We start from the raw sequence: 23,974 nt of genomic DNA on the forward strand, positions 1-23,974 counted from the left end.
TCTTAGCCCTTTAGTGTATTTAATTGACTGACATCGATTGTTTTGCGTGTTCTAAATAACACAACCACAATCGCCAAACCAATTGCGGCCTCTGCTGCTGCAACCGTCAAAATAAAGAAGACAAACACATCACCTGTGTTTTGTTTCAGCATACTTGAGAAAGCAATAAAATTCGTATTGACTGCCAATAACATTAACTCAATTGACATCAATAAAATCAATAGATTGCGACGATTCATAATAATACCCGCAATACTTAACGAAAATATAATCGCACTAAAAATCAAATAATGCGTAATGGGTACCGGAATACTAGTCATTCTTAGGTTCTCCCTGATCAGATTTTTTTGCTAATTCGTCTGCTTTAGTGCTTTTCTCTGCTTTCATTTTCACCATCGTTAAACGATTTTTTGCTTGTGTTTGAATCTGCAGACTTGGATTAATCGATTTATTGCCTGGTTTTTTGCCACGGAAAGTCAAGGTAATGGCTGATACCATCGCCGCTAACAAGACCATACCTGCAAGCTCAAACGCATAGAGATATTTATCAGAGAACATCTCACGGCCTAGATTTTCAACTGTACCTAAACCATCGGTCATTGCTCTATCAGCGAAGGTATGACTGACCACCATTGAAATAAGTCCCGCTAAACACGCACACAATAAAATGACAATTGGCCAGTAGAATACTAGCTTTTTCTGTTTGATGACGATATCAATATCCAACATCATTACCACAAACAAGAACATCACCAAAACCGCGCCGACATAAACAACGATTAAAAGTAATGCAAGATACTCCTGCTGCATTGTTAGCCAAACACCTGCTGCGGCAAAGAAAGTAAAGACTTTGGCAATCACTGCACGCACTGGGTTTTTTGCACTGATCACTAATAGCGCGCCAAGCACTGTTAGTGCGGCAAATACATAAAAGATAATATTTACACTCATCGATCCCTACCTAAATGCTCTGTCTGCTTCACGATCTTTCGCGATCTCGGTTTCATATTTATCACCAACGGCTAAAAGCTTTGCTTTGGTCATGATATTTTCACCACGTTTTTCAAAGTGGTATTCAAACACACGTGTTTCAACGATAGAATCCACGGGACATGATTCCTCACAAAAACCACAAAAGATACATTTGAATAAATCAATTTCATATTTTGTCGTACGTCTTGAACCATCTTCACGTGGCTCTGCTTCAATGGTAATCGCTAATGCAGGACAAACGGCCTCACATAATTTACACGCGATACAACGCTCTTCACCATTTTCATAACGACGAAGCGCATGCAGTCCGCGAAAACGTCCTGATTGCGGCGTTTTCTCATCTGGGTATTGCACGGTTACTTTTCGTGTAAAAAAGTGTTTCCCGGTAATCTTCAGACCTTTTAACAATTCCCATAGCAAAAAGGTCTGACAATAGCGTTTAATTGCTTTAAACATCAATAAATCTCCTACCACCAAGGACCTAAGCCAAGTTTAACCATAAATGCAACCACAATAACCCATACTAAAGTCACCGGAATAAATATCTTCCAGCCCAATCGCATCAATTGGTCATAGCGATATCTTGGGAAAGTTGCACGAATCCATAAATACATAAACATAAAAATACCGGTTTTCAAAAACAGCCAGATCATCCCCGGCACAAAACTAAAGAACTGGTCAAGCACAGGGATATTCTCAAATGGCGAAATCCAACCACCTAAAAAGAAAACTGCAGTTAACAAGCTGATCAAAATCATATTGGCATATTCTGCTAAGAAGAATAACGCAAAGCGCGCACCTGAATACTCAACATGATGTCCGGCAATGATCTCAGATTCACCTTCGATCACATCAAAGGGAGCACGCCCTGTTTCGGCAACGCCTGAGATAAAATAAATAATAAACAATGGAAAAAGCGGGATAAAATACCAGTGCCAAATACCGCCTTGTTGTGTTTCGACAATTGTGCTGAGATTAAGTGAACCTGCGGCAATTAATACACCGATGATGGCAAAACCCATCGCAAGCTCATAGGACACAACCTGTGCTGCTGCACGCAGTGCACCAAACATCGCATATTTTGAGTTAGATGCCCAGCCGGCAATAACGACACCATATACCGCAATTGAGGTCATCGCCAGAATATACAATACACCAGCATTGATATCCGCCAACACGATACCTTTATCAAATGGAATGACGGCCCATGCAGTATAAGCAGGTGCAAAAGCGAGCATTGGTGCCACAAAAAACAAATAGCGGTTTGATTTCGCTGGAATAATAATTTCTTTAAGCAATAACTTAACCGCGTCAACGATGGGTTGTAATAAACCAAAAGAACCCACACGATTAGGGCCAATACGATCTTGCATGTAACCAATAACTTTACGCTCAGCATACGTGTAATAAGCCACAACCAAAATCAAAGGGATAACGATTAATAAGATCTTTAGAACAATCCAGATAATATCTAAAATCATGCGTTTACCACCGTCTGTTTAATTGGCGTGATTGTAACATTTGCCCAAGCTTTGCCACAAGTCGGCATAAGCTGAAACGGCACGATTATCGTTTCTTTGGCTAATGCTCCATCAACGATAAGATCAATCTCGTATGCTTTATCATCAAGCTTGACAATAGCACGACCCGATGTATCTATCTCATGTGCTGCGGCATACTCATTTGATACACGCAAGCTTTGCGCATAATAAGCATCTTTCGTCGCTTGTAATGGTTTAGCACGTCTTAATAACGAATTTGTACAATACATCGACACACATGGTGTCACATGATAACCTTCAGTCAATGCTGTTAAGCCGTTTTTAAACAATCCATCGACATCAACTTTTAAATCAGCCTGTTCATGTGTCGTAAACTCCTGATAAACCTCGTCAACTGTTTGGTAATCAAAGCCCTCTAGACTCAATAGGTTCGCTAATACACGCAAGATCTTCCACAAAGGTTTGCTGTCTTCATACGGCGGGATAACTGCCTTAAAGCACTGTGTTTGTCCAGCGATATTCACAAATGAACCATCTTCTTCAAAATGTGTGGTAATCGGCAGTATGATATCCGCATATTCAAACATCTCAGCAGTTGCATAGCTTGTAAATGCTGCCACGATATCAATCTCTTGAAGTCTTGTTAAGGATTCTTTCCCTAGTGGCGAATCACACTCAGGCTCAACACCAAAGTTTAATAACAATTTGGTTTTATTACTCAATATCGCTTCTGCATTCATGCCTTGTTGTAAGTTTTCATTAGCGCCTGGCAAATACTCACTTGCTACTCCTGCGAGTAATGCGCCCTTGGCATTAGCACCAAAACTAAGCACGCCACCTTTGGCATTAAGCAATGTTTTAAGCTCAATAAATAACGCGTAAATTTCAGCAAAGTCTTTATTTAATATCGCATCGAAACCTAAAATCATCACTGGTTTTTCAGAAGATACCAGCGCTGTTGCTAAAGCTTCCACCTCAGGCAAAATCTCTAGTGTTTCAACGGTCTTATTAACTATCTCAGACGCTATTGGTTGCGAGATTTTTTGTGCCACGGCTTTCACTATATTTGCCAACGCATAAACCATTTCATTGGCTTCAACTTGTGTCGTCTGAACTGCATAGTTGAAGTCATATTCCTGACTATTGAGTGCCAAAACCTTAGCACCATTTTTCACCGATTTATGCACACGGTGATTGATCAATGGTATCTCTTTACGCAAATAACTGCCAACCAATAATGTGATATCAGCATTTTCAATTTCAGCTAGTTCGCAATCAAATCCGATACCTGTATGCAATGTTGAGGCATGCGCACCTTGCATTAAGCGCGTATCAATATTGTTTGATCCAACTTGACGCATCAGTTTTTGGATAAGATATAAACTTTCTGTGGTTATTGAATCCGAAGCTAAACTTGAAATTGCATTAACGCCATCTTGTGCCTTGGTTTGCTCAATGGCTACTTTAACAAAATCAAGCGCTTCTTCCCAAGACACATCGACCCAAGCACCTGCTTTTTTAATCATCGGTTGAGTGACACGATCTTCGGCATAAATACCGGTATAAGCGAAGCGATCCTTATCTGCAATCCATGTTTCATTAATGCTTTCGTTTTCTTTTGGCACAACACGCATCAGTTGATTACGACGCGTATGCGCGTAGATGTTTGCACCAACACAATCAGCACCTGAAATTGTTGCATATTGCATAAGCTCCCAAGCACGTGCGTGGAATCTAAAGGGCTTAGACGTTAACGCACCCACTGGACACAAATCAATGATATTACCTGACAACTCTGAGTTAACTGTTTTGGCAACATAGGTGCCAATTTGCGTATGATCCCCTCTGCCCATCGCTCCAAGCTCTTTGTCACCGCTGATTTCTTCACCAAAGCGCACGCAACGCGTACATTGAATACAACGCGTCATATCCGTTGCGACTAACGGCCCCAAACTTGGATCATCAAATACGCGCTTAGTTTCATTATATTTGGAGACGTCATTGCCATAGCCCATCGCAACATCTTGCAGCTCACATTCGCCACCTTGATCACAAATAGGACAATCAAGCGGATGATTAATCAGCAAAAATTCCATGACTTTCTTTTGATAAGATAGTGTTGTTGGTGATTTTGTAAAAACCTTCATGCCATCCATAATCGGTGTCGCGCACGCTGGAGATGGTTTTCTTGCCCCTTCAACTTCGACAAGACACATTCTGCAATTGGCTGCTATCGAAAGCTTTTTATGATAACAAAAGCGCGGAATATAAATACCATGCCGATCAGCGATCTGAATAATCATCTCACCGGGGTTTGCCGCATACGGCTGACCATTGATCTCGATCTTAAGTTGTTTTGTTGCTTCTTTTTCTGACACGGGAGTCACCCTTCATCAATTACGTTTATTTTTAACCCTACGCTCAAATGAACCATAGAGTTTCACTATTGTTAAGCACCGACAATACTGCGCTTATGTTCAATCATATACTCAAATTCATGTCTGAATTTTTTAATATAGCTTTGTACTGGCCACGCCGCAGCATCACCTAAACCACAAATCGTATTGCCTTCAATATTTGAGGCGACACGTGCTAAATTATCAATGTCTTCTGGCTTGCCTTCACCGTGCAAAATACGCTCTAAGGTTCTTGCCAACCAGCCTGTGCCTTCACGACATGGTGTGCATTGCCCACAGGATTCTTCATAATAAAACTCAGCTAAGCGCGCTAATAACTCGACCATACAAGTATCTTCATCAAGCACAACAACTGCACCTGAACCTAACATTGAGCCTGCTTGACCAATAGCTTCATAATCCATCGTTAAAGACAGCATCTCATCACCGGTTAGGATCTTACACGAACTACCACCTGGGATTACTGCTTTGATTTTTTTATTATTACGCACGCCACCTGCCATTGCGAGCAAGTCTTTAAATGGCGTACCTAACCCAATTTCAAAGACACCTGGCGTATTCACATGTCCTGAAACACAAAAAAGCTTAGTACCACCACTTTTCTCTGTGCCCATTTTCTGAAACCACTCACCACCGTGCTCTAGTATCGGCGGCACTGAGGCATACGTTTCCGTATTATTAATATTGGTAGGACAATCATATAAACCTTTATTGGCTGGAAATGGTGGCTTAAATCGCGGTTGACCTTTACGCCCTTCCAGTGAATTAAGCAATGCTGTTTCTTCACCACAGATATAAGCGCCTGCCCCGATTGAGCAATATAAATTAAAATCAACACCTGAACTACGCAGGTTAAATCCGATCAGACCCATCGCACGGGCTTCATTTAAAGCTGCTTCAAAACGTGCAATCGGCTCATAAAACTCGCCACGAATATAGTTATAACCGACTGTAGCACCCGTGACATAACCGGCAATTGCCATGCCTTCGATTAACTGATGGGGATTGTTGCGCAAAATCTCGCGATCTTTGCATGTTCCTGGCTCACCTTCATCGGAGTTACATACAACATACTTCTGACCTGGTAAATTGCGCGGCATAAAGCTCCACTTAAGTCCCGTTGGGAAGCCCGCACCACCACGCCCACGTAGACCTGATTTTTTAAGCTCTTCAATAATGACTTCAGGTGGAATCTTCTCATCAAGAATTCTTTTCCAATAAGAGTATCCGCCAATTGACTCGTAAGACTTTAATGACCACGGTCGTTCAAGGTGCAGGGTTCTAAAACATACTTCATTCGCCATCTGCTACTCCAAAGAATCAATAATTTGATCGACTTTTGCAATGGTTAAGTTCTCATAAAAAACCTTATCCACCTCCAACATTGGCGCACCACAGCATGCACCCTGACATTCAACAGATTTCAGGGTAATTCTACCATCCGCCGTTGTTTGCCCTGCTTTAATACCAAGCTTATTTTCAATGTGCGTCATGATTTTCTTAGCACCATTTAACATGCATGAAAGATTGGTACATACATTTAACTTATGTTTGCCCACTTTTTTAAGATCGTACATGCTATAGAAAGTTGCCACTTCATAGACTGAAGCTGCAGGCACACCCAAATAAAGTGCTAACTTATCCATTAGCTCTTCAGTTAAATAGCCATTATTGTAGTCCTGTAACACATGCAACCCAGGGATAATGACTGAGCGCTTCTGATTAGCAGGATAACGCTTTTCCCAATTTTCTAGCAACTCAGTGACTTGAGGTGAAAATATCTCTTTTTTATCTAACTTATTCTCTAACATAGACAAACCTTAATTATCTATCTACATCGCCAAACACAATATCTTGTGTCGCAATAATTGCCGGGGCATCGGATAACATATGCCCGCTTAACATTTCATTCATCGCACTTAAATGGGTAAAGCCTGGCGCTCTAATCTTTAGACGATAAGGTTTATTGGCGCCATCTGATACCAAGTAAATTCCAAATTCACCTTTTGGGTGCTCTGTTCCCACATATACTTCACCTTCAGGCACACAATAGCCCTCAGAGAATAATTTAAAATGGTGAATCAACGCCTCCATACTGTTTTTCATTTCATCGCGCTTAGGCGGAGTCACTTTATGATTTGGCGCCATAATAGGGCCCTCGTTGTGACGTAACCATTCCACACATTGACGAATAATTTTATTGGATTCGCGCATCTCTGCCATGCGTACTAAATAACGATCATAGCAATCACCATGGCTACCAACTGGAATATCAAAATCTAGCTCACTATAGACATCATATGGTTGTTTTTTACGAAGATCCCAAGCTACACCAGAGCCTCTTAACATTGGACCACCAAAGCCTAATGCCTTGGCACGTTCTGGCGTTACCACACCAATGCCAACCGTGCGCTGTTTCCAGATGCGATTATTTGTTAACAGGTTTTCATACTCATCGACACACTTTGGAAAACGCTCGGTAAAATCCCAAATAAAATCAAGCAATGAGCCTTGGCGATTTTTATTAATTGCTTTTAATTTACGCTTTGACGTGAAACGAGATTTTTCATACTTAGGCATGGTTAACGGTAAATCACGCGCAACACCACCTGGGCGGAAATAAGTCGCATGCATTCTTGCCCCTGAAACAGCCTCATAACAATCAAAAAGGTCTTCACGTTCACGAAACGCGTAAAGAAACATGGTCATTGCCCCTAAATCCAAACTATTAGCTGCCGTCCATAATAAGTGATTCAAAATACGCGTAATCTCAGCAAACATCACGCGAATATATTGCGCACGTTTTGGTACTTCGATCTCAAGAAGCTTTTCAATTGCCAAGACATAAGCATGCTCATTACACATCATTGATACGTAATCTAAGCGATCCATATAGCCAATGCTTTGGTTATATGGTTTTGACTCAGCCAACTTCTCGGTACCACGATGCAATAGACCAACGTGAGGATCAGCGCGAACAACGACCTCACCATCAAGTTCTAATACCAAACGCAATACTCCATGAGCTGCCGGATGCACCGGACCAAAGTTCATTGTATAGTTTTTAAATTCTGCCATAGCATTCTCAACTACTGTTCATCTAAGTAACGGTTATCTTGACGAATAACCTTAGGCGCATTAACACGCGGATCAATTTCTACTGGTTCATAAACCACACGTTTTTGCGTTTCATCATAACGCATCTCAACATAGCCACTTTGTGGGAAATCTTTTCTAAACGGATGACCTACAAAGCCGTAATCTGTCAGTATTCGACGCAAATCAGGATGTCCTGTAAAAATAAAGCCAAACATATCAAACGCTTCACGTTCACTCCAATTTGCCGCAGGCCAAATATCGACAACGCTTGGTAACATCAGATCAAATTCATCTAAGTAAACCTTAACACGCAAACGAATATTAAGCGCCAAACTCATTAAGTGATAAACCACCGCAAAGCGTTTTTTGCCTTTATTGGGTTCTTTATGTAGTAACTCGCCTTGAACAACGCCGCGCGAGAAACCACTACTGGTCGCACTTTGTGTCTTCCACTGATCTTCGCCAAAGCTTAGGTAATCAACACCAGTAACATCAATAAGTTGTTCAAATTTGAATACATTCTTTAAACGTGTCATCACTTTGATGAGATTGTCTTTGGCAATTTCAACGGTAAGCTCATCGTGTTGAAAAGCTGTTGAGATAAATTGACTGTTGAAGTCATTTTTTAAATCATCGATAAATTCTTGCGTTAACGACATCGTCATTTCCTCGCAATTGTATTAGTACGTTTGATTTTATTTTGTAACTGAATAATACCATAGATAAGCGCTTCAGCCGTTGGTGGGCAACCAGGCACATAGATATCCACCGGCATAATGCGATCACAACCTCTAACTACGGAATAAGAATAATGATAATAACCGCCACCGTTGGCACAAGACCCCATTGAAATCACCCATTTAGGATCAGGCATCTGGTCATAGACTTTACGCAAGGCTGGCGCCATCTTATTACACAAAGTACCGGCAACAATCAACACATCTGATTGGCGCGGACTCGGACGAAATACAATACCAAAACGATCCAAATCATAACGCGCGGCTCCCGCGTGCATCATTTCAACCGCACAACAAGCAAGACCGAAAGTTACTGGCCACAAAGACCCTGTACGCACCCAATTGACTAAAGAGTCAGCGCTAGCAGTGATAAAGCCTTTGTTATTATTAATGCCTTCTTCTACTCCCATTCTAGCGCCCCTTTCTTCCACTCATAGATAAATCCAATTAGTAAAATAAACAAGAATATCATCATCGCAATGAAAGCTGCCCAAGAAATCCCACCAGCACCACTATCGCGCACTAGCACACCCCAAGGGATCATAAAAGCGACTTCAAGATCAAAAACTAAAAATAAAATAGCAACCAAATAAAAACGCACATCGAACTTGATGCGCGCATCTTCAAATTCAGCAAATCCGCACTCAAATGGTGCGTTTTTTTCAGGGTTCGGGTTATGCACCCCAACAATAATTGATAGCATTTTGCCGCCAATCGCCATTGCTGATGCGATAGCAATCGCCACAATGAGGAAAATCAAAATCGGCAAAAACTCATGATATACACTATATTGCAACATGCCTATATCCTCGTTTTTGGTGCCAAAGGCGGGACTCGAACCCGCACGAGCATTGCTCACCACCCCCTCAAGATGGCGTGTCTACCAATTCCACCACTTTGGCAAAATAAACTTAACTTTACTATAAACAGCCTTTGACAAATCGCTACAAGCCCATAAGCAGCATAGCCCTTACCAATCAAAAACCCTACTTTAACTATTTAGTTGAGGGTACCGCTTCTTTTTCTTTAGTTGTTGCATTCTTCACATCAACTGCCTGCTTTGAATCATCATTAGTGTTTGACGTTGTCGCTGCTGGTGCTTTTAGAAGATTGCTCACTGGAAGTGTTGCTGTACCTTTGTTTTCTTTTGTATCAGTTGCTTTAGCCTGATCAATCAAAGCCTGTTGCGCTGCTTGCTGTTTTTGGTAATCAGCTTGCGACACCCCGCTTGATGTCTGAGTCTCAGCGCCCTTTGCATTCTGTTTGCCAATATAGCTTAAACTCACGCTTGTGACAAAGAAAACAGCGACTAAAAAAGCTGTGAACTTAAACATAAATGGCGCCGCTCCTCGGCTACCAAATACAGTTTGTGATGCACCTGACCCAAATGAGGCCCCCATGCTTGCTCCTTTACCTTGTTGCAATAATATCAATCCAACAATCAATATCGCAACAATAATATGTACAGTGATAACTAACGCTAACATTTATTCGCTTTGCCTATTTTACATGCTTTGCATTTTTAACTGCTTTTGCATGTTTAACAATTTCACCAAAGTCCTTCCCACAAAGAGAAGCACCGCCTATCAAACCACCATCAACATCAGCCAACTTCAATATCTCATCAGCATTCGATGGTTTAAGGCTGCCACCATATATAATTTTGATATTTTTAGCAAGCTCAACATGGAAGTTTGTGACGATCGAACGCAGGTAGGCATGGACTTCTTGGACTTGTGATGCCGTTGCCGCAAGCCCTGTACCAATCGCCCATACTGGTTCATAAGCAATGATAACATTTCTCAATTGATTGAGTGTCAGCTCATTTAATACCGTACTAAGCTGAGTCTTCAATATTTCCTCAAGCTGACCTGACGTTCTTTCTTGCAAAGTCTCACCAACGCAAACAACAGCGCAAAGCCCCGCTTCAGTTGCTTTTTTAGCCTTTAACGCGACATCCATATTACTCTCACCAAATAGCGCGCGACGCTCGGAGTGCCCGACAATAGCATATTGGCAATTAAAATCCTTAAGCATACTCACACTAATCTCGCCAGTATAAGCACCGTTGTCATATTGGCTAACATTTTGCACTCCAAGAGCGACGCCTTTGATATTGTCGCTAACATACGGCAAATAGACATTAGGCACACACACTGCCATATCGGCAGAAAGCGAGTCTGTTGACAATTTATTTAGTGACTCACACAGACTCTTAATTGACAATAATGAGCCATTCATCTTCCAGTTGCCAATAATAATTTGCTTTCTCATTATTACTCCATATTAACCATTTAACTTTTCTTTAACTTTTTCAACCAGATAATCCACCCATTTCTTAGTAAGATCAACTGTTTTTGCTTCAACCATTACACGCAATACTGACTCAGTACCCGAAGGGCGCAATACCACACGGCCATCACTGCCTAAGGTTTTCTCCACAAAACTGACATCTTCGATCAATAGACTCATATCATTAGCATCAAGCTTCTTTGCTAATGGGACATTGATCATTAACTGTGGCATTTTTTGACTACTCATAAGTGCTGATAAAGGTTTATTGACCTTTGTTAATAATGCCAATATTTGCAATGCCGCCATCAACCCATCACCGGTTGAGTTATACCGAAGATCAATAATGTGCCCCGAAGACTCACCACCAAGCGCCCAATTATTTTCAAGCAACAGCTCCATCACATAGCGATCACCAACTTTAGCACGCTTAAATGGCAAATTAAGCTTTAAAAATTCCTGCTCAATCGCAAGATTCGTCATCACCGTACCAACCACACCCAGTATATTTTCATTATATTTTGCTAGCGCCAGTAAAATATCATCACCATCGATCACGCAGCCAGTCTCATCAACAAGCATTATGCGATCACCATCACCATCAAAGGCAATGCCTAAATCAGCGTTTTGATTGACGACAGCCGTTTTTAATGCATCCAAATGCACCGCACCACAATTTTCATTAATATTTAAACCATCTGGATTTGAGGCTATATCGATAACATTTAAATTCAAATGCGCAAATACTTCTTTGGCGACACGAAACAGTGCGCCATTAGCGCAATCAACAATGATTTTTTTGTCACTCAAATTAATCTGATCCGCAAATAACCTCAAACAATGCTTGATATAGGGTTCAACTTCATTGATCTGACTATATATCTCACCAAACTCACCTTCTGGCTGATAGTAAAACGCCTCATCAATATAGCGCTCAATCTGATATTCAACATCATCAGGCAGTTTGTGCCCTTCAGGCGAAAACAGTTTAATCCCATTATCATAAAATGGATTGTGTGACGCACTTAAGACGACTCCGGCTCCAGCTTTAAAAACCGGCACCATAAAGGCGACAACCGGTGTTGGTACCATGCCTAAATTAATCACATTGACACCCACAGCAGTGATCCCTGCAACAAATCCAGCCTTTAACATATCCGAGGAACGTCTAGTATCCTGACCGATAACGACCACAAGCGGCAAGCCTTTTTCACGAAGTGCTTGACCTACCGCATTACCCATCTTCATTGCAAATTCTGGAGTAATAGGATTAACGCCTACTTTCCCGCGCACACCATCGGTGCCAAAATATTTCCTTGCCATGTTTTTAATGCTTTTTAGATTTAAAACGCATGACATTATGCGCTACTTAATACAAATCGTTAAGTAATTTTCTCGGCGAAAGTCATATTTTCGCTGTGATAGTGCTTTAAAAACACTTAATCACAGACCACTCTCCACAAAAAACAAGGCAAATAGCAACCGTTATTATTTCTCACCTTATTGCTCACGTTCGTTTGACTTGAGTATATAGTATTAACAGGCTAAGATTGCTTCTAATTTTTAAAAAGCCAGCATAGATCACATGAAAAAACTTCCAATTGGTATCTCAGGTTTTGCAGAAGTCATCAGCAATGACCATCTCTATATCGACAAGACGCAACATATCTACAACCTGGTAGATAGAGGGAAATATTACTTCTTATCACGACCACGACGCTTTGGGAAATCGCTACTTATCGACACCATCAGACAACTTTTTCTAGGCAATAAAGAGCTGTTTAATGATCTATTTATAGAGAGACACTGGGACTGGCAAGTGCAATACCCTGTACTGCACTTTACCTTTGGTGAGGGCAATGCTGCCTCAACAGCAGAGTTAGATGCCAAAATCATGCGCTTCTTAGATGAATATTATCAAAGCTACCAAATAGAGAACGTCTACAGCGAAATCAGCAGTCGCTTTGCTTATTTAATTGAACAACTTGCCAAAAATCACCGTAAAGTTGTTATCCTCGTCGATGAATATGACAAACCAGTACTTGATAATATCGACAATACAGAGATTGCAAAAGCGATGCGTCAACGCCTTAGAAACTTCTATAGCGTGATCAAGTCTCAGGATGTTAATATTCAATTTGCAATGTTAACCGGCGTATCACGCTTTACTAAAATCAGTATCTTTAGTGAACTCAATAATTTAAAAGATATCACTCTAGACCAACGTTACGCCGACATTTGCGGTTACAATCAATCTGAGCTAGAACACTCTTTTAAAGACTATTTAACCGCTGGCAATGTTGATTTAATACATCTTAAGAAGTGGTACAACGGCTATAACTTTGCTGGTGAAAAGACACAAAGAGTTTACAACCCATTTGATATTCTACTATTCATTGATGGCGGCTATCGTTATCAAAGCTATTGGTTTGAAACGGCGACACCTGCTTTTTTGGTTAAGATGATCCAACAAAATCGTTACTTTATCCCTAACTTAGAAGATCTTGTTGTCAGTGAAACCATGTTATCGAAGTTTGATATTAACGATATGCCGATCGCCACTTTACTTTTTCAAACAGGTTATTTAACCATCAAAGAAATAACAGCACGCGGCAATCGCATGGCATATCGCTTGGGCTATCCTAATTATGAAGTGAAATCAAGCCTAAATGAATCTCTTGCCAATATTGGCACAACCACAGATAACAAAGATTTTATACTTGGTCGTTTAGTTAACAGTCTTGAACAAGGCAGTTTTGACGACTTAAAACTGATTTTAAGCAGTCACTTTTCCTCTGTTCCACATGATTGGTATCGCAACAACCAGATCGATCAATATGAAGGGTTTTATGCCAGCATAGTCTATAGTTTCTTAAGCGCTTTGGGCTATGACACAATACCAGAGGACGTCACCAATCATGGCAAGCTCGATTTAACAATAATAATGGATGACAAAATTATCATTATCGAGTTTAAACTCGCTAAACTAGGTGATGCTAAGACCGCGATAGAACAGATCAAATCAAGAAAATATCCCGAAAAATATCTCGCTCTAGCTAAGCCCATCTACCTTATTGGCATAAGCTTTGATACTGAAGAACGCAACGTTGCTGAATTAAAGGTTGAGCTGTTCCAATCGTGAATTATTTGCAGGCTTAATATGCCGTTGTGAGAGCACTGTATTAAACTGCTGCTTCAATGTATTAATATCAACTACCCCAGCAATGCGCTTAATTTCACTGTTTTGTTGATTGCGCAAAATAAGTGTTGGTAAACCTAATACGTTCGCCGTTTTAAGCAGCTCTGTGCTATTAGCGTTATAGTCTGAAACATCCACCTTAATAACCTTGATCTTATTTTTCTTAAAGTACTCTTGCATAGCAGGCGATAGCAAAATCGCTTTAAGCTTTAAACAGTTCTCACACCAGTGTGCAAAGTAATCAATTAAAACATATTGATGTGTTTTTAATGCTAAATCGACTTGTCGCTTGAGCTCTTGGTTGTTAAAAACTGTAGTGAAGTCGTTTTGTGTAGAGGCTGTACTTGGTCTATTTGTGGTGTTTAGGGTGTGATTAGCCACTACGGTTAACAGCGCCAAAAATAGCATAATTACCGCGATAAAATGTTTGGTTTTTTGTTGAATAAATTCGGATATAACAGATGCGTAAACAAGATAGAGAAAATAAGCGCTAATTAATAGAACATATAGGCTAAAAATAATAGTTGCTAATAGAGCAATGCGGCTTATAAGGAAAATTGCCATTGCCAACATGGCAAAGCCAAAAATGACTTTAATTTCCTGCATCCATGCGCCCGATTTCGGTACAAAGCGCTTAAGCCCAAGCGCAATAAACATAAGTGGTATACCCATACCAAAGCCTAGCGCAAAAAGTGCTACTCCACCGTAGAGGATGTCGCCTGTTTGTACAATGGTCGTTAACACACCAATTAAAGGTGCTGATGTGCAAGGTGATAATACTAAGCTTGCAATTGCTCCCATGAGAAAACTTGCGAATATGCCACCGGTTTTAATATTGTGTTGTGACTGTCCAAGGCGCGCGCTAAGCGCTTGAGGCAGTTGAATTTGAAAAGCCCCAAACATTGATAGCGCTAATACCACAAATAATAAAGAAAGTAAGATAATCACCCAAGCTTGTTGAAAGAAAATCTGGAAAGACAGCCCGATGCTACTAATAATGATACCTAAAATGGCATACATTACGGACATCCCTAGCACATAGGAAAGCGCTAACAGAAAGCTGTAAAATTTACTGTGATTTTTACCGACAACGATGGCGCTGATAATTGGCAACATCGGTAAAACACAAGGTGTGAATGCAAGTAATAAGCCAATGCCAAGAAGTGCTAAAATGCCTAACCAGTTAAAGTCATTTTGCTCATAGGGCAATACACTTTGATCAATGGTGATTTCTTTGACTTGTGGCAAGTGGCATAAATTATTATCACAACTTTGGTATTTAACCTCGAGCTTACTTTTAGATGTTATTTCACCTGACAACGGGATACGCAATAATAATTGATTGGTATACACGGGCTCATTTTCAAACACAGGGTGTGTCGTTGCCGGAGGGAAGTAAACCTCACCGAGCTTTGCTTGATCAGCATGCTGCAGCTGTATGCTAATTTTGTTTTTATAAAGATACTGTCCTTTGGGAATACGCCAACACAAGGCTATTTCACCTTTGCTCTGGGTGTCAGTAACGCTTAGTTGACTAAAGGATTGTTCAGGCGAACTAAAGAGGTTAAAGTCAGTGAAATTATTTTTTGCTGGCAAACTATTCGTGCCAGAAAAGCCCATTAGCACAAACATCAATAACAACAACAAACTGTTTAATTGTCGCAACAACACAGAAAGCTCATCAAGGGAAGTAGTAATGGTGTCATGGTAGCACGATGCTGCTGGAAATGAAGTGCAACGTGGCGCTTTATAAATTATTTTTATTCTCAAATTCAGCGATAAACCTCTCAGCAGCAGCAATACGCTCTTTGCAAACCAAATAGCTCTTGGATGCTTTCTCCAACATCGGGGCAAGTTCATCAATCATATTGGGATTGTTTTGTCCCTGCTGAAGCTGGTAGTTTATCTCTTCTAAAATGGCATAATTTTCGGCATACGTTTTAGTTTTATTTGTCATTTGTAATCTCTGCTGCTATTTGCCCATCGTGGTAATGAATGGTGAGTTTATCACAGCTTTTGGCACTTTGGGCAGAGGTCATATATTTCCCGTCACAACTCGTTAGGCTAAAGCCGCGCTTGAGTGTTGGCTCAATTGAAGCGTTTAAAATTGACTTATATTGTATTTGAATAGTGTTGTTGGCGTATTCTAGAGCTGCTTTTGCCTGTGTGAATGTATTGGCATGCCAGTGGCTAATTTGAAATGTATGCTTTTGCAGTAAGGCTTTCGTTAACGTATTCACATGCGTTGCAATATATTCGATATTGCTTTGTGCAATACGTGTATAGCGATGTGTTAATTGCATTAGCTCATGGTAGTGGCGCTCATGCAGTTGTTTTTGATAACTTAAGGTTTCCCTTGAAAAGCTTATAATTAATTGGAAATAGTGCGCATAAATGGTTTTGTGATGATTAAGCGTTGTTTTTATAAGCTGTTGTGCTGCAGCGTGTTTAGATTCAACGTCTTTATGATGGTGCTGCACCCAGTGTCGTGCTTGGCTAATGGTGAAGTCAAAATGCTTTTGTGCATTTTGCGCTTTGGTAAGGATATTTTCTTTAATAAATTGGATTACTTTGGATGGGGTATCAAAGCTTTTATTGGCAAGCTCATCAAGTACCGTTTGATCACGCTTATGTCCAATGCCTGTAAAAACCGCAATCGGCATATGACAAATTGCATTTGCTGGTTCAAAGTAATTAAAGCCATCAAGATCAGATTCAGCACCTCCGCCACGTATAATAACGATACAATCATAGTTTTTTTGATGCGCTTTAATCGCTTTGTAAATCGTACGTAGCTGCACGGTGATATCAGTCGCACAAGTTTTACCCTGCATGCTAGCATGATAGATATCGAATTGGCATAAGTGATGCTTATGTAAAAGTTCCGCTTCAGTAAAAAAATCTTGAAGCCCTGCGGCATGCTTGCTTGATATTACGGCAACATGTGTGAAATCAGTAGGTGTCGTAAGATTAAGATTTTTATGACGCAATTCCTCTTGCTCTAATCGAGTCAAAATAGCTTGTCTGCGCGCTTGGCGATCACCCAAGGTGAAATTTGGATCAATATCAAGAATATTAAGACTTAAGCCAAAGGCTTGATGAAAGCTCGGCTCGATTAAAAGCAATACTTTCAATCCTGACTTTAACGACTCACCTGTGCTGCGTTGGAATTTAGCATTAATCTTAATTGCCGTGTTTGCCCACATATTAACGCGTACTTTGGCAATTATTTGTTGAGTGTTATCGTCAAACTCAACCAGTTCACCATAGAAATGTCCTGCATTTTTTTGCCATTGCGAGATTTCGCCACGCACCCAATAACCATAATGACCTTTAAATCGCTCATCAATGACTTGTTTAATTTGCGCTAAAAAATCACTTAATTTCAGAGTTTCTTTAGCAGAGGTTAGCGCCGGTGAATTCATACATTGTCTTGTGCTATTGTAAGTCTAAAATATCGCTAATTTTTAGGTCTAATGTTTTAGCAATCACCGATAAAGGTACACCGGCACTTAGCATTTCTTCAGCCTCAAGCTTAAGCTCGGTATGCCGCAAATTATTTTCAAATGAAGATGAATGTTTCATAAACCCTCCTAGTTTATTTTTATATTAATTTAATTCAGTTGACATTATACGCTTTGATACAAACGCTGCTTGAGCGCTTGGCGGCGTTGCTCATAATGTTTTTGTTCATATTTACTCAACTGCAAAGTATAACTGATTTGATTGTTAAATTTCAGCATGATTTTCTCCTTCTCTTTTTCTATAGCAAAAATGACCTATCCAAGCGCATTCCCAAGTAAACACCTTGAATGCTCACGCGATGCGCAGGATAGATCATCGGCGGGAGGTCTTTATTGTGGGGAATAAGTGTTACAGTTTTATTATCCTGCATTTTAAATTCTTTTAACGTGGCTTCTTTTTCATCGATTAATGCCACGACAATTTGACCATTGCGGGCAATGTGTTGTTTTTGAATCAGCACTAAATCACCATCCAAGATGCCACTGTCTTGCATTGAGTTGCCCGATATTTTTAATAAATAACGATCAGGCATATGCAAAAGTTCAGATAAATCAATGGTTTCTATCACCTCATACGCTTCTAATGGTAAACCTGCGGCAATCGTACCGACCAATGGTAAATGAAGAAGGTTATGCTGCTCATTATCTGCTTGATCAATAATTTCAATATGCTTGCGCTTACCTTTAGGGATGTGGATATAGCCCTTTTCTTTGAGCGCTTTAATGTAGTAAGAAACTGTGGCTTTTGATTTGAGATTTAAAGCGTCTGCAATATCACTAAATGTTGGTGAGTAGCCATTTTCAACCTGAAAACTTTGGATAATGTTTAAAACCTGCTGTTCTTTGTTATTTAACATGAACTTATCTCATTGCCGTTGATCTATCGCTTATTATGTTCTAAAAAAGTTTAAAATCAAGCGCAATATGCAAATAAGTTCAAATTAAGTTTAATTCTGAGAGTTGATAAGTACTTCTTCGCCAAATTTACCATTGTATAGCTAGATGATAGTATGAGTATTGATTCAAAAGACCCAAAAATTGTTGTTTGCGGTGCCAAATAAAATTAGTATTAACAACATTAGAAAATTCATTTGGATAATTGATATGTATAAGCTATACCACAACCCACGGTGCAGTAAATCGCGTGCGGCATTAGCGTTTTTAACGCAAAATAATTATGAAATCGAAGTGATTGAATATCTCAATACGCCGTTATCTCAAACAGATATATTGCGAATTTTAGAGAAGTTGACCGCTGCCAAACATATGCTTATTCGCAGTAGTGATGATGATTTTAAAACTTTAAATATCAATGATGTTGAAGAACTATCAGATAGTGAAATTGCAGAGATTCTAGTGAAAACACCTAAATTAATGCAGCGCCCAATATTGGAGACAGAAACCAAGGCGGCGATTGCGCGCCCCATTGAAGATATGATCGCTATTTTAGAATAATCATTAAAATAACATTTCCCCTTTTTATCTGAGCGTATATTATGAGCCCTTTATTGTCGATAGTGGTCGCATAACATGAAATTTACTTTATTAAAAAAGAGTGCCAAAGCGCGTCGCGGCACATTGCAATTTGAGCGTGGTCAGGTACAAACACCTGCGTTTATGCCAGTAGGCACGTATGGTGCAGTCAAATCTTTGTCACCTGAAGATGTTAAAGCCACGGGTGCTGAAATCTTACTTGGCAACACTTTTCACTTATGGTTGCGCCCAGGCACTGAGATTGTCAAAATGCATGGTGATTTGCATGATTTTATGCAATGGCAAGGACCGATATTAACGGATTCTGGTGGTTTTCAAGTGTTTAGCTTAGGCGCTCTTAGAAAGCTTACTGAGGAAGGGGTTACCTTTCGCTCGCCACTTGATGGCTCAAAAGTATTTTTAGATCCTGAAATATCAATGCAGATTCAGCGTGAGCTAGGATCTGATATCGTGATGTGTTTTGATGAATGCACACCGTATCCGGCAACAGAGCTTGAAACAAAGGCATCAATGGAGTTGTCGATGCGCTGGGCATTAAGAAGCAAAATCGCACATGGCGATAATCCATCGGCTTTATTTGGGATTATCCAAGGTGGAATGTATGAGCATCTACGTGACCAATCCTTAAAAGCACTAACGGATATTGGCTTTGATGGTTATGCAATTGGCGGTTTGTCTGTTGGTGAGCCCAAGCCTGATATGATTCGTATTTTAGATCATACAGCACATCAAATGCCTGAAGACAAACCACGTTATTTAATGGGTGTTGGTAAACCACAGGATCTAGTTGAAGGTGTGCGCCGAGGTGTAGATATGTTTGACTGTGTGATGCCATCAAGAAATGCTCGAAATGGTCATTTGTTTGTCAAAAGCGGTGTTATCCGCATTCGCAACAGTCAATATAAAACAGATACAGCACCATTAGATGAGAGTTGTGATTGTTACACTTGTCAGAATTTCTCAAGAAGTTATTTACATCATTTGGATAAAACCAAAGAGAGCTTGGGCGCGCGTTTAAATACAATTCACAATATCACGTATTATCAACGTTTAATGAAAAACATTCGTACAGCTTTAGATGAAGATCATTTTGAGGAGTTTGTGCAGGAATTTTATAACGATATTGGTCAAACAGTCCCTGAACTTAAAGCATAAAATGACGCAATTGTGAATTGTGTATTTCAACCTTGCTAAGGCGATGGTAACATAGATTTATTATAACCATGCCAATGCAAGATTCATGAGTATCTATTTATACAATTCATTATCTGGAAAGAAAGAGTTTTTTCAGCCGATTAACCCACAAAAATTAAAAATGTATGTCTGTGGCATGACGGTTTATGATGATTGTCATATTGGACATGCACGCACGCAAATTGCCTTTGATGTTATTGTGCGTTATTTTCGCTTTTGCAATTACGATGTGACTTATGTACGCAATATTACCGATATTGATGATAAAATCATTAAGCGAGCCAATGAAAACGGTGAATCAACTGATGCACTCGTTGAGCGCACAATCAAAAGCATGTATGACGATTTAGATCGTTTAAATATTCTACGGCCTGATTTTGATCCACGAGCTACGCAAACGATTCCTGAAATGTGTCAGATGATCGAAAACCTCATTGATAAAGGCTTTGCTTATGCCCCAGGCAATGGTGATGTTTATTATCGTGTCGAAGCATTCAAAGACTATGGTAAATTAAGTAAACAAAGCTTGGAGCACTTGCGTGTTGGTGCACGAATTGAAAGTAATGAGCAAAAAGAAAATCCTTTAGACTTTGTGTTGTGGAAAGCGGCTAAAGCTGGTGAGCCAAGTTGGGATTCGCCATGGGGGAAAGGTCGTCCTGGTTGGCATATTGAGTGCTCGGCAATGTCTAAAAATCTATTAGGCGATAATTTTGATATTCATGCAGGAGGTTCAGATTTACGTTTCCCACATCATGAGAATGAAATCGCGCAATCAGAAGCCGCGAATGGCTGCAGCTTTGCCAATTACTGGTTGCATTCTGGCATGGTTCAGATCGATGATGAGAAAATGTCTAAATCATTGAATAATTTCTTCACAATTAAAGAGGTGCTTGCCGAGTACCATCCTGAAGTGGTTCGCTTCTTTTTGATTTCAGGACAATACCGCAGTGAAATCAATTACTCTAAAGAGAATTTAGATCAGGCAAAAGCCGCTGTTGAGCGTCTATACACGGCATTGCGTGGTATTGATGTCACTGAAAACACAATAGCATTAGCCGAAGCTGATCGGTATATTAATGACTTTAAGCAGGCAATGAATAATGACTTCAACACACCAGAAGCATTGCCAGTATTGTTTGCCATTGCTAAGGAGATCAATAAATACCGTACAAATGATCAACAAAAAGCGTCAGGCTTTGCGAAACTATTATTACAGCTTGCCGATGTGTTAGGTATATTGAAACATTCGCCTGATAGCTACTTCAAGCATAGTGGTGCCAATGACTTAAGTGATGAGGTCATTGAGCACATGATTGCTGAGCGCATGGATGCGAAAAAGAATAAAGATTATGCCAAAGCCGATCAGATTCGCCAAACTCTAGCAGAACAAGGTGTATTGCTTGAAGACTCAGCAACGGGCACAATCTGGAAAAGAGCATAAGGCACATAAAGCATAAGTGAGGATAAAAGATGAGTGATATTTTTGGAGGGGACGTCAATGTTGATGCATTGGCGCAGGACTTACATACAATACGTGATTATTTGCGTTGGGCAACATCTCGTTTCCTCGAAGCAGAGCTTTTTTATGGGCATGGTACAGATTCAGCATGGGATGAGGCCGTACACTTAGTGCTGCAGGCACTTTACTTACCATTAGATGTTGATCATCGTATTTTGGATGCGCGTTTAACGCATGTAGAACGCCAGAAAGTCATCAAATGGATTTATCGACGTGTAGTTGATCGTGTGCCATTGCCATATTTGACAAAAACAGCATGGTTTGCAGGAATGAAGTTCTATGTTGATCAACGAGTGATTGTGCCGCGCTCCCCTATTGGTGAGCTGATTCGCAATGAGTTTGAGCCATGGGTTAATCACCATAATGTCGCGCGCGTATTGGACTTATGCACCGGCAGCGGTTGTATCGGTATTGCTACAGCACATGTATTCCCTGATGCAGAAGTGGTCTTAAGTGATATCTCAGAAGATGCGCTAGAAGTTGCCAAGCGCAATATCAAGCAGCATGATATGGAACAGCGTGTCACTGCCGTGCAATCGGATTTATTTGCAAGTTTAACAGGGCAAAAGTTTGATTTGATTATCTCTAATCCGCCGTATGTTGACATGAACGATTTAGCATCGATGCCACAAGAGTATTTAAAAGAGCCAGCATTGGCACTAGGTTCAGGTGATGATGGTCTAGATATTACACGTAAAATCTTAGTCGATGCACTTGATTATCTTAATGAAGATGGTGTCTTAATCGTTGAAGTGGGTAATAGCCAACATGCTTTACAAGAAGCCTTTCAAAGTGTGCCTTTCACATGGCTTAACTTTGAAGACGGAGGTGATGGGGTATTCTTGTTAACCTATGATGAGCTTGTGAATTATCGATCAATATTTACCGAGGATTATCAAGATGCCAGGTAATACATGGGGAACACTTTTTAAAGTCACTACCTTTGGTGAGAGTCATGGTTTGGCGTTAGGGGCGATTATTGATGGCTGCCCACCGGGACTACCATTGAGTGAGGAAGATCTTCAAGTAGATTTAGATAGACGTAAACCTGGGCAGTCAAAGTTTACCACACAGCGACGTGAGCCTGATCAAGTGAAGATTTTATCTGGTGTCTTTGAAGGCAAAACAACCGGTACACCAATTGGTTTAATCATTGAAAATACAGATCAGAAATCCAAAGACTATGGTGAGATCAAAGATCAGTTTCGACCAGGACATGCTGATTTCACCTACTTTCATAAATATGGCATTCGTGATTATCGTGGTGGTGGACGGTCTTCCGCCAGAGAGACAGCCATGCGTGTCGCCGCAGGCGCGATTGCTAAGAAGCTATTAAAAGAGCAGTTTAATAGTGAAATATTTGGCTATGTTTCACAAATTGGTGATATTGAACTTGAGCTAAAAGATCAAAACTTTATTGAGCAAAATCCTTTTTTCTGTGCAGATCCAAATAAGATCCCGCAGCTCGAGGAGTTGATGCAGTCAATTCGTAAACAAGGGGATTCTATTGGTGCCAAGGTCAATGTTGTGGCACGTAATATCCCTGTTGGATTAGGGGAACCGGTATTTGATCGTTTGGATGCCGACATTGCCAAAGCATTGATGAGTATTAATGCCGTTAAAGCGGTATCTATTGGTGATGGTTTTGATGTGGTTAGCCAAAAAGGTAGCGAGCATCGCGACGAATACATTAAAGGCAAAGGTTTTTTAAGCAATCATTCAGGTGGTATTTTAGGCGGGATCTCCTCAGGACAAGAGATCTTGGCGAGTATTGCCTTTAAACCTACTTCAAGCATTTTGGTACCTGGTCGCTCAATTGATATTCATGGCGATCAATGTCAAGTCATTACCAAGGGGCGTCATGACCCGTGTGTTGGCATTCGCGGTGTGCCCATTGCTGAGGCAATGTTGGCACTTGTCCTTGTTGATCACTATTTGCAACATAAAGCGCAGAATTTGTAATTAACATTAGACATTTATACCGCTTATGCAATTAAGTTAAGC

The 23,974-nt window shown here is 40.3% G+C and carries 25 protein-coding genes and 1 tRNA gene; 6 read left to right on the top strand and 20 right to left on the bottom strand.

Features of this window, described 5'->3' with window-relative positions; all coding sequences use genetic code 11:
* Nucleotides 1-2 precede the first annotated feature (2 nt).
* The 15 genes from nuoK to glmM form a co-directional block, all read right to left on the bottom strand.
* Complete coding sequence (gene nuoK / locus ACTS4L_RS00855) at nucleotides 3-320, bottom strand: NADH-quinone oxidoreductase subunit NuoK (protein WP_440615989.1); 318 nt, start codon at nucleotides 318-320, stop codon at nucleotides 3-5.
* On the bottom strand, nucleotides 313-951 hold the full coding sequence (locus ACTS4L_RS00860) for an NADH-quinone oxidoreductase subunit J (RefSeq protein WP_440615990.1): 639 nt from the start codon (nucleotides 949-951) through the stop codon (nucleotides 313-315). The genes nuoK and ACTS4L_RS00860 overlap by 8 nt, the downstream gene beginning before the upstream one ends.
* A gap of 6 nt (nucleotides 952-957) precedes the next feature.
* Nucleotides 958-1,449 carry an NADH-quinone oxidoreductase subunit NuoI gene (gene nuoI, locus ACTS4L_RS00865; protein ID WP_440615991.1) on the bottom strand — a complete coding sequence of 164 codons (492 nt, stop codon included), beginning with the start codon at nucleotides 1,447-1,449 and terminating at the stop codon, nucleotides 958-960.
* 11 nt (nucleotides 1,450-1,460) lie between these two features.
* Entirely contained in the window at nucleotides 1,461-2,474 is a 1,014-nt protein-coding gene (gene nuoH / locus ACTS4L_RS00870; RefSeq protein WP_440615992.1) for an NADH-quinone oxidoreductase subunit NuoH, read from the bottom strand.
* Nucleotides 2,471-4,873 (bottom strand): NADH-quinone oxidoreductase subunit NuoG, encoded by a 2,403-nt coding sequence (gene nuoG / locus ACTS4L_RS00875; protein WP_440615993.1) that lies wholly within the window; start codon nucleotides 4,871-4,873, stop codon nucleotides 2,471-2,473. Before nuoG ends, nuoH begins: the two co-directional genes overlap by 4 nt.
* A gap of 71 nt (nucleotides 4,874-4,944) precedes the next feature.
* The gene (gene nuoF / locus ACTS4L_RS00880) at nucleotides 4,945-6,216 is read right to left on the bottom strand and encodes an NADH-quinone oxidoreductase subunit NuoF (protein ID WP_440615994.1); all 1,272 of its coding nucleotides are present in this window, start codon (nucleotides 6,214-6,216) and stop codon (nucleotides 4,945-4,947) included.
* Nucleotides 6,217-6,219: 3 nt separating this feature from the next.
* Nucleotides 6,220-6,723: an NADH-quinone oxidoreductase subunit NuoE family protein gene (locus ACTS4L_RS00885; RefSeq protein ID WP_440615996.1), complete on the bottom strand. Its 504-nt coding sequence runs from the start codon at nucleotides 6,721-6,723 to the stop codon at nucleotides 6,220-6,222.
* Nucleotides 6,724-6,736: 13 nt separating this feature from the next.
* Nucleotides 6,737-7,990 (bottom strand): NADH-quinone oxidoreductase subunit D, encoded by a 1,254-nt coding sequence (locus ACTS4L_RS00890; protein ID WP_440615997.1) that lies wholly within the window; start codon nucleotides 7,988-7,990, stop codon nucleotides 6,737-6,739.
* An 11-nt stretch (nucleotides 7,991-8,001) separates the two neighbouring features.
* Complete coding sequence (locus ACTS4L_RS00895) at nucleotides 8,002-8,670, bottom strand: NADH-quinone oxidoreductase subunit C (protein ID WP_440615999.1); 669 nt, start codon at nucleotides 8,668-8,670, stop codon at nucleotides 8,002-8,004.
* A 2-nt stretch (nucleotides 8,671-8,672) separates the two neighbouring features.
* On the bottom strand, nucleotides 8,673-9,158 hold the full coding sequence (locus tag ACTS4L_RS00900) for a NuoB/complex I 20 kDa subunit family protein (RefSeq protein WP_117002266.1): 486 nt from the start codon (nucleotides 9,156-9,158) through the stop codon (nucleotides 8,673-8,675).
* Complete coding sequence (ndhC, locus tag ACTS4L_RS00905) at nucleotides 9,149-9,544, bottom strand: NADH-quinone oxidoreductase subunit A (RefSeq protein WP_170137198.1); 396 nt, start codon at nucleotides 9,542-9,544, stop codon at nucleotides 9,149-9,151. The genes ACTS4L_RS00900 and ndhC overlap by 10 nt, the downstream gene beginning before the upstream one ends.
* 20 nt (nucleotides 9,545-9,564) lie before the next feature.
* Nucleotides 9,565-9,650, bottom strand: a tRNA-Leu gene (locus ACTS4L_RS00910).
* Nucleotides 9,651-9,743: 93 nt separating this feature from the next.
* A complete protein-coding gene (secG, locus tag ACTS4L_RS00915) occupies nucleotides 9,744-10,235 on the bottom strand; it encodes a preprotein translocase subunit SecG (RefSeq protein ID WP_440616000.1) in 492 nt (163 codons plus the stop codon).
* A 13-nt stretch (nucleotides 10,236-10,248) separates the two neighbouring features.
* Nucleotides 10,249-11,022, bottom strand: a complete 774-nt coding sequence (tpiA, locus tag ACTS4L_RS00920) for a triose-phosphate isomerase (RefSeq protein ID WP_440616002.1) — start codon at nucleotides 11,020-11,022, stop codon at nucleotides 10,249-10,251.
* Between the two features lie 12 nt (nucleotides 11,023-11,034).
* On the bottom strand, nucleotides 11,035-12,363 hold the full coding sequence (gene glmM, locus ACTS4L_RS00925; protein ID WP_440616003.1) for a phosphoglucosamine mutase: 1,329 nt from the start codon (nucleotides 12,361-12,363) through the stop codon (nucleotides 11,035-11,037).
* A gap of 262 nt (nucleotides 12,364-12,625) precedes the next feature.
* Between glmM and ACTS4L_RS00930 the strand changes: the two genes are divergently transcribed.
* A complete protein-coding gene (locus ACTS4L_RS00930; protein ID WP_440616005.1) occupies nucleotides 12,626-14,182 on the top strand; it encodes an AAA family ATPase in 1,557 nt (518 codons plus the stop codon).
* On the opposite strand, the gene dsbD is transcribed toward ACTS4L_RS00930, so the two are convergent.
* The 5 genes from dsbD to lexA all read right to left on the bottom strand — a co-directional run bounded on the left by dsbD (nucleotide 14,156) and on the right by lexA (nucleotide 18,620).
* Complete coding sequence (dsbD, locus tag ACTS4L_RS00935) at nucleotides 14,156-16,009, bottom strand: protein-disulfide reductase DsbD (RefSeq protein WP_440616006.1); 1,854 nt, start codon at nucleotides 16,007-16,009, stop codon at nucleotides 14,156-14,158. The genes ACTS4L_RS00930 and dsbD overlap by 27 nt on opposite strands.
* Nucleotides 15,987-16,196: an exodeoxyribonuclease VII small subunit gene (gene xseB, locus ACTS4L_RS00940; RefSeq protein WP_440616007.1), complete on the bottom strand. Its 210-nt coding sequence runs from the start codon at nucleotides 16,194-16,196 to the stop codon at nucleotides 15,987-15,989. The genes dsbD and xseB overlap by 23 nt, the downstream gene beginning before the upstream one ends.
* Nucleotides 16,186-17,664 (bottom strand): exodeoxyribonuclease VII large subunit, encoded by a 1,479-nt coding sequence (xseA, locus tag ACTS4L_RS00945; protein ID WP_440616009.1) that lies wholly within the window; start codon nucleotides 17,662-17,664, stop codon nucleotides 16,186-16,188. The genes xseB and xseA overlap by 11 nt, the downstream gene beginning before the upstream one ends.
* A 13-nt stretch (nucleotides 17,665-17,677) precedes the next feature.
* On the bottom strand, nucleotides 17,678-17,824 hold the full coding sequence (locus ACTS4L_RS00950; RefSeq protein WP_440616010.1) for a hypothetical protein: 147 nt from the start codon (nucleotides 17,822-17,824) through the stop codon (nucleotides 17,678-17,680).
* A gap of 178 nt (nucleotides 17,825-18,002) precedes the next feature.
* Entirely contained in the window at nucleotides 18,003-18,620 is a 618-nt protein-coding gene (lexA, locus tag ACTS4L_RS00955) for a transcriptional repressor LexA (RefSeq protein ID WP_440616011.1), read from the bottom strand.
* Between the two features lie 247 nt (nucleotides 18,621-18,867).
* Between lexA and ACTS4L_RS00960 the strand changes: the two genes are divergently transcribed.
* The 5 genes from ACTS4L_RS00960 (at nucleotide 18,868) to aroC (ending at nucleotide 23,932) form a co-directional block, all read left to right on the top strand.
* Nucleotides 18,868-19,218, top strand: coding sequence for an ArsC/Spx/MgsR family protein (locus ACTS4L_RS00960; RefSeq protein ID WP_440616012.1), 351 nt, complete (start codon nucleotides 18,868-18,870; stop codon nucleotides 19,216-19,218).
* 75 nt (nucleotides 19,219-19,293) lie between these two features.
* Nucleotides 19,294-20,412, top strand: a complete 1,119-nt coding sequence (gene tgt / locus ACTS4L_RS00965) for a tRNA guanosine(34) transglycosylase Tgt (protein WP_440616013.1) — start codon at nucleotides 19,294-19,296, stop codon at nucleotides 20,410-20,412.
* A 91-nt stretch (nucleotides 20,413-20,503) separates the two neighbouring features.
* Nucleotides 20,504-21,892, top strand: coding sequence for a cysteine--tRNA ligase (gene cysS, locus ACTS4L_RS00970; protein WP_440616032.1), 1,389 nt, complete (start codon nucleotides 20,504-20,506; stop codon nucleotides 21,890-21,892).
* Between the two features lie 29 nt (nucleotides 21,893-21,921).
* Nucleotides 21,922-22,881, top strand: a complete 960-nt coding sequence (gene prmB / locus ACTS4L_RS00975; RefSeq protein WP_440616014.1) for a 50S ribosomal protein L3 N(5)-glutamine methyltransferase — start codon at nucleotides 21,922-21,924, stop codon at nucleotides 22,879-22,881.
* Nucleotides 22,871-23,932 (top strand): chorismate synthase, encoded by a 1,062-nt coding sequence (gene aroC / locus ACTS4L_RS00980; RefSeq protein ID WP_440616015.1) that lies wholly within the window; start codon nucleotides 22,871-22,873, stop codon nucleotides 23,930-23,932. The genes prmB and aroC overlap by 11 nt, the downstream gene beginning before the upstream one ends.
* Nucleotides 23,933-23,974 lie beyond the last annotated feature (42 nt).

Source organism: Cysteiniphilum sp. 19S12-1, from assembly GCF_052030685.1.
Taxonomy (GTDB): domain Bacteria; phylum Pseudomonadota; class Gammaproteobacteria; order Francisellales; family Francisellaceae; genus Caedibacter.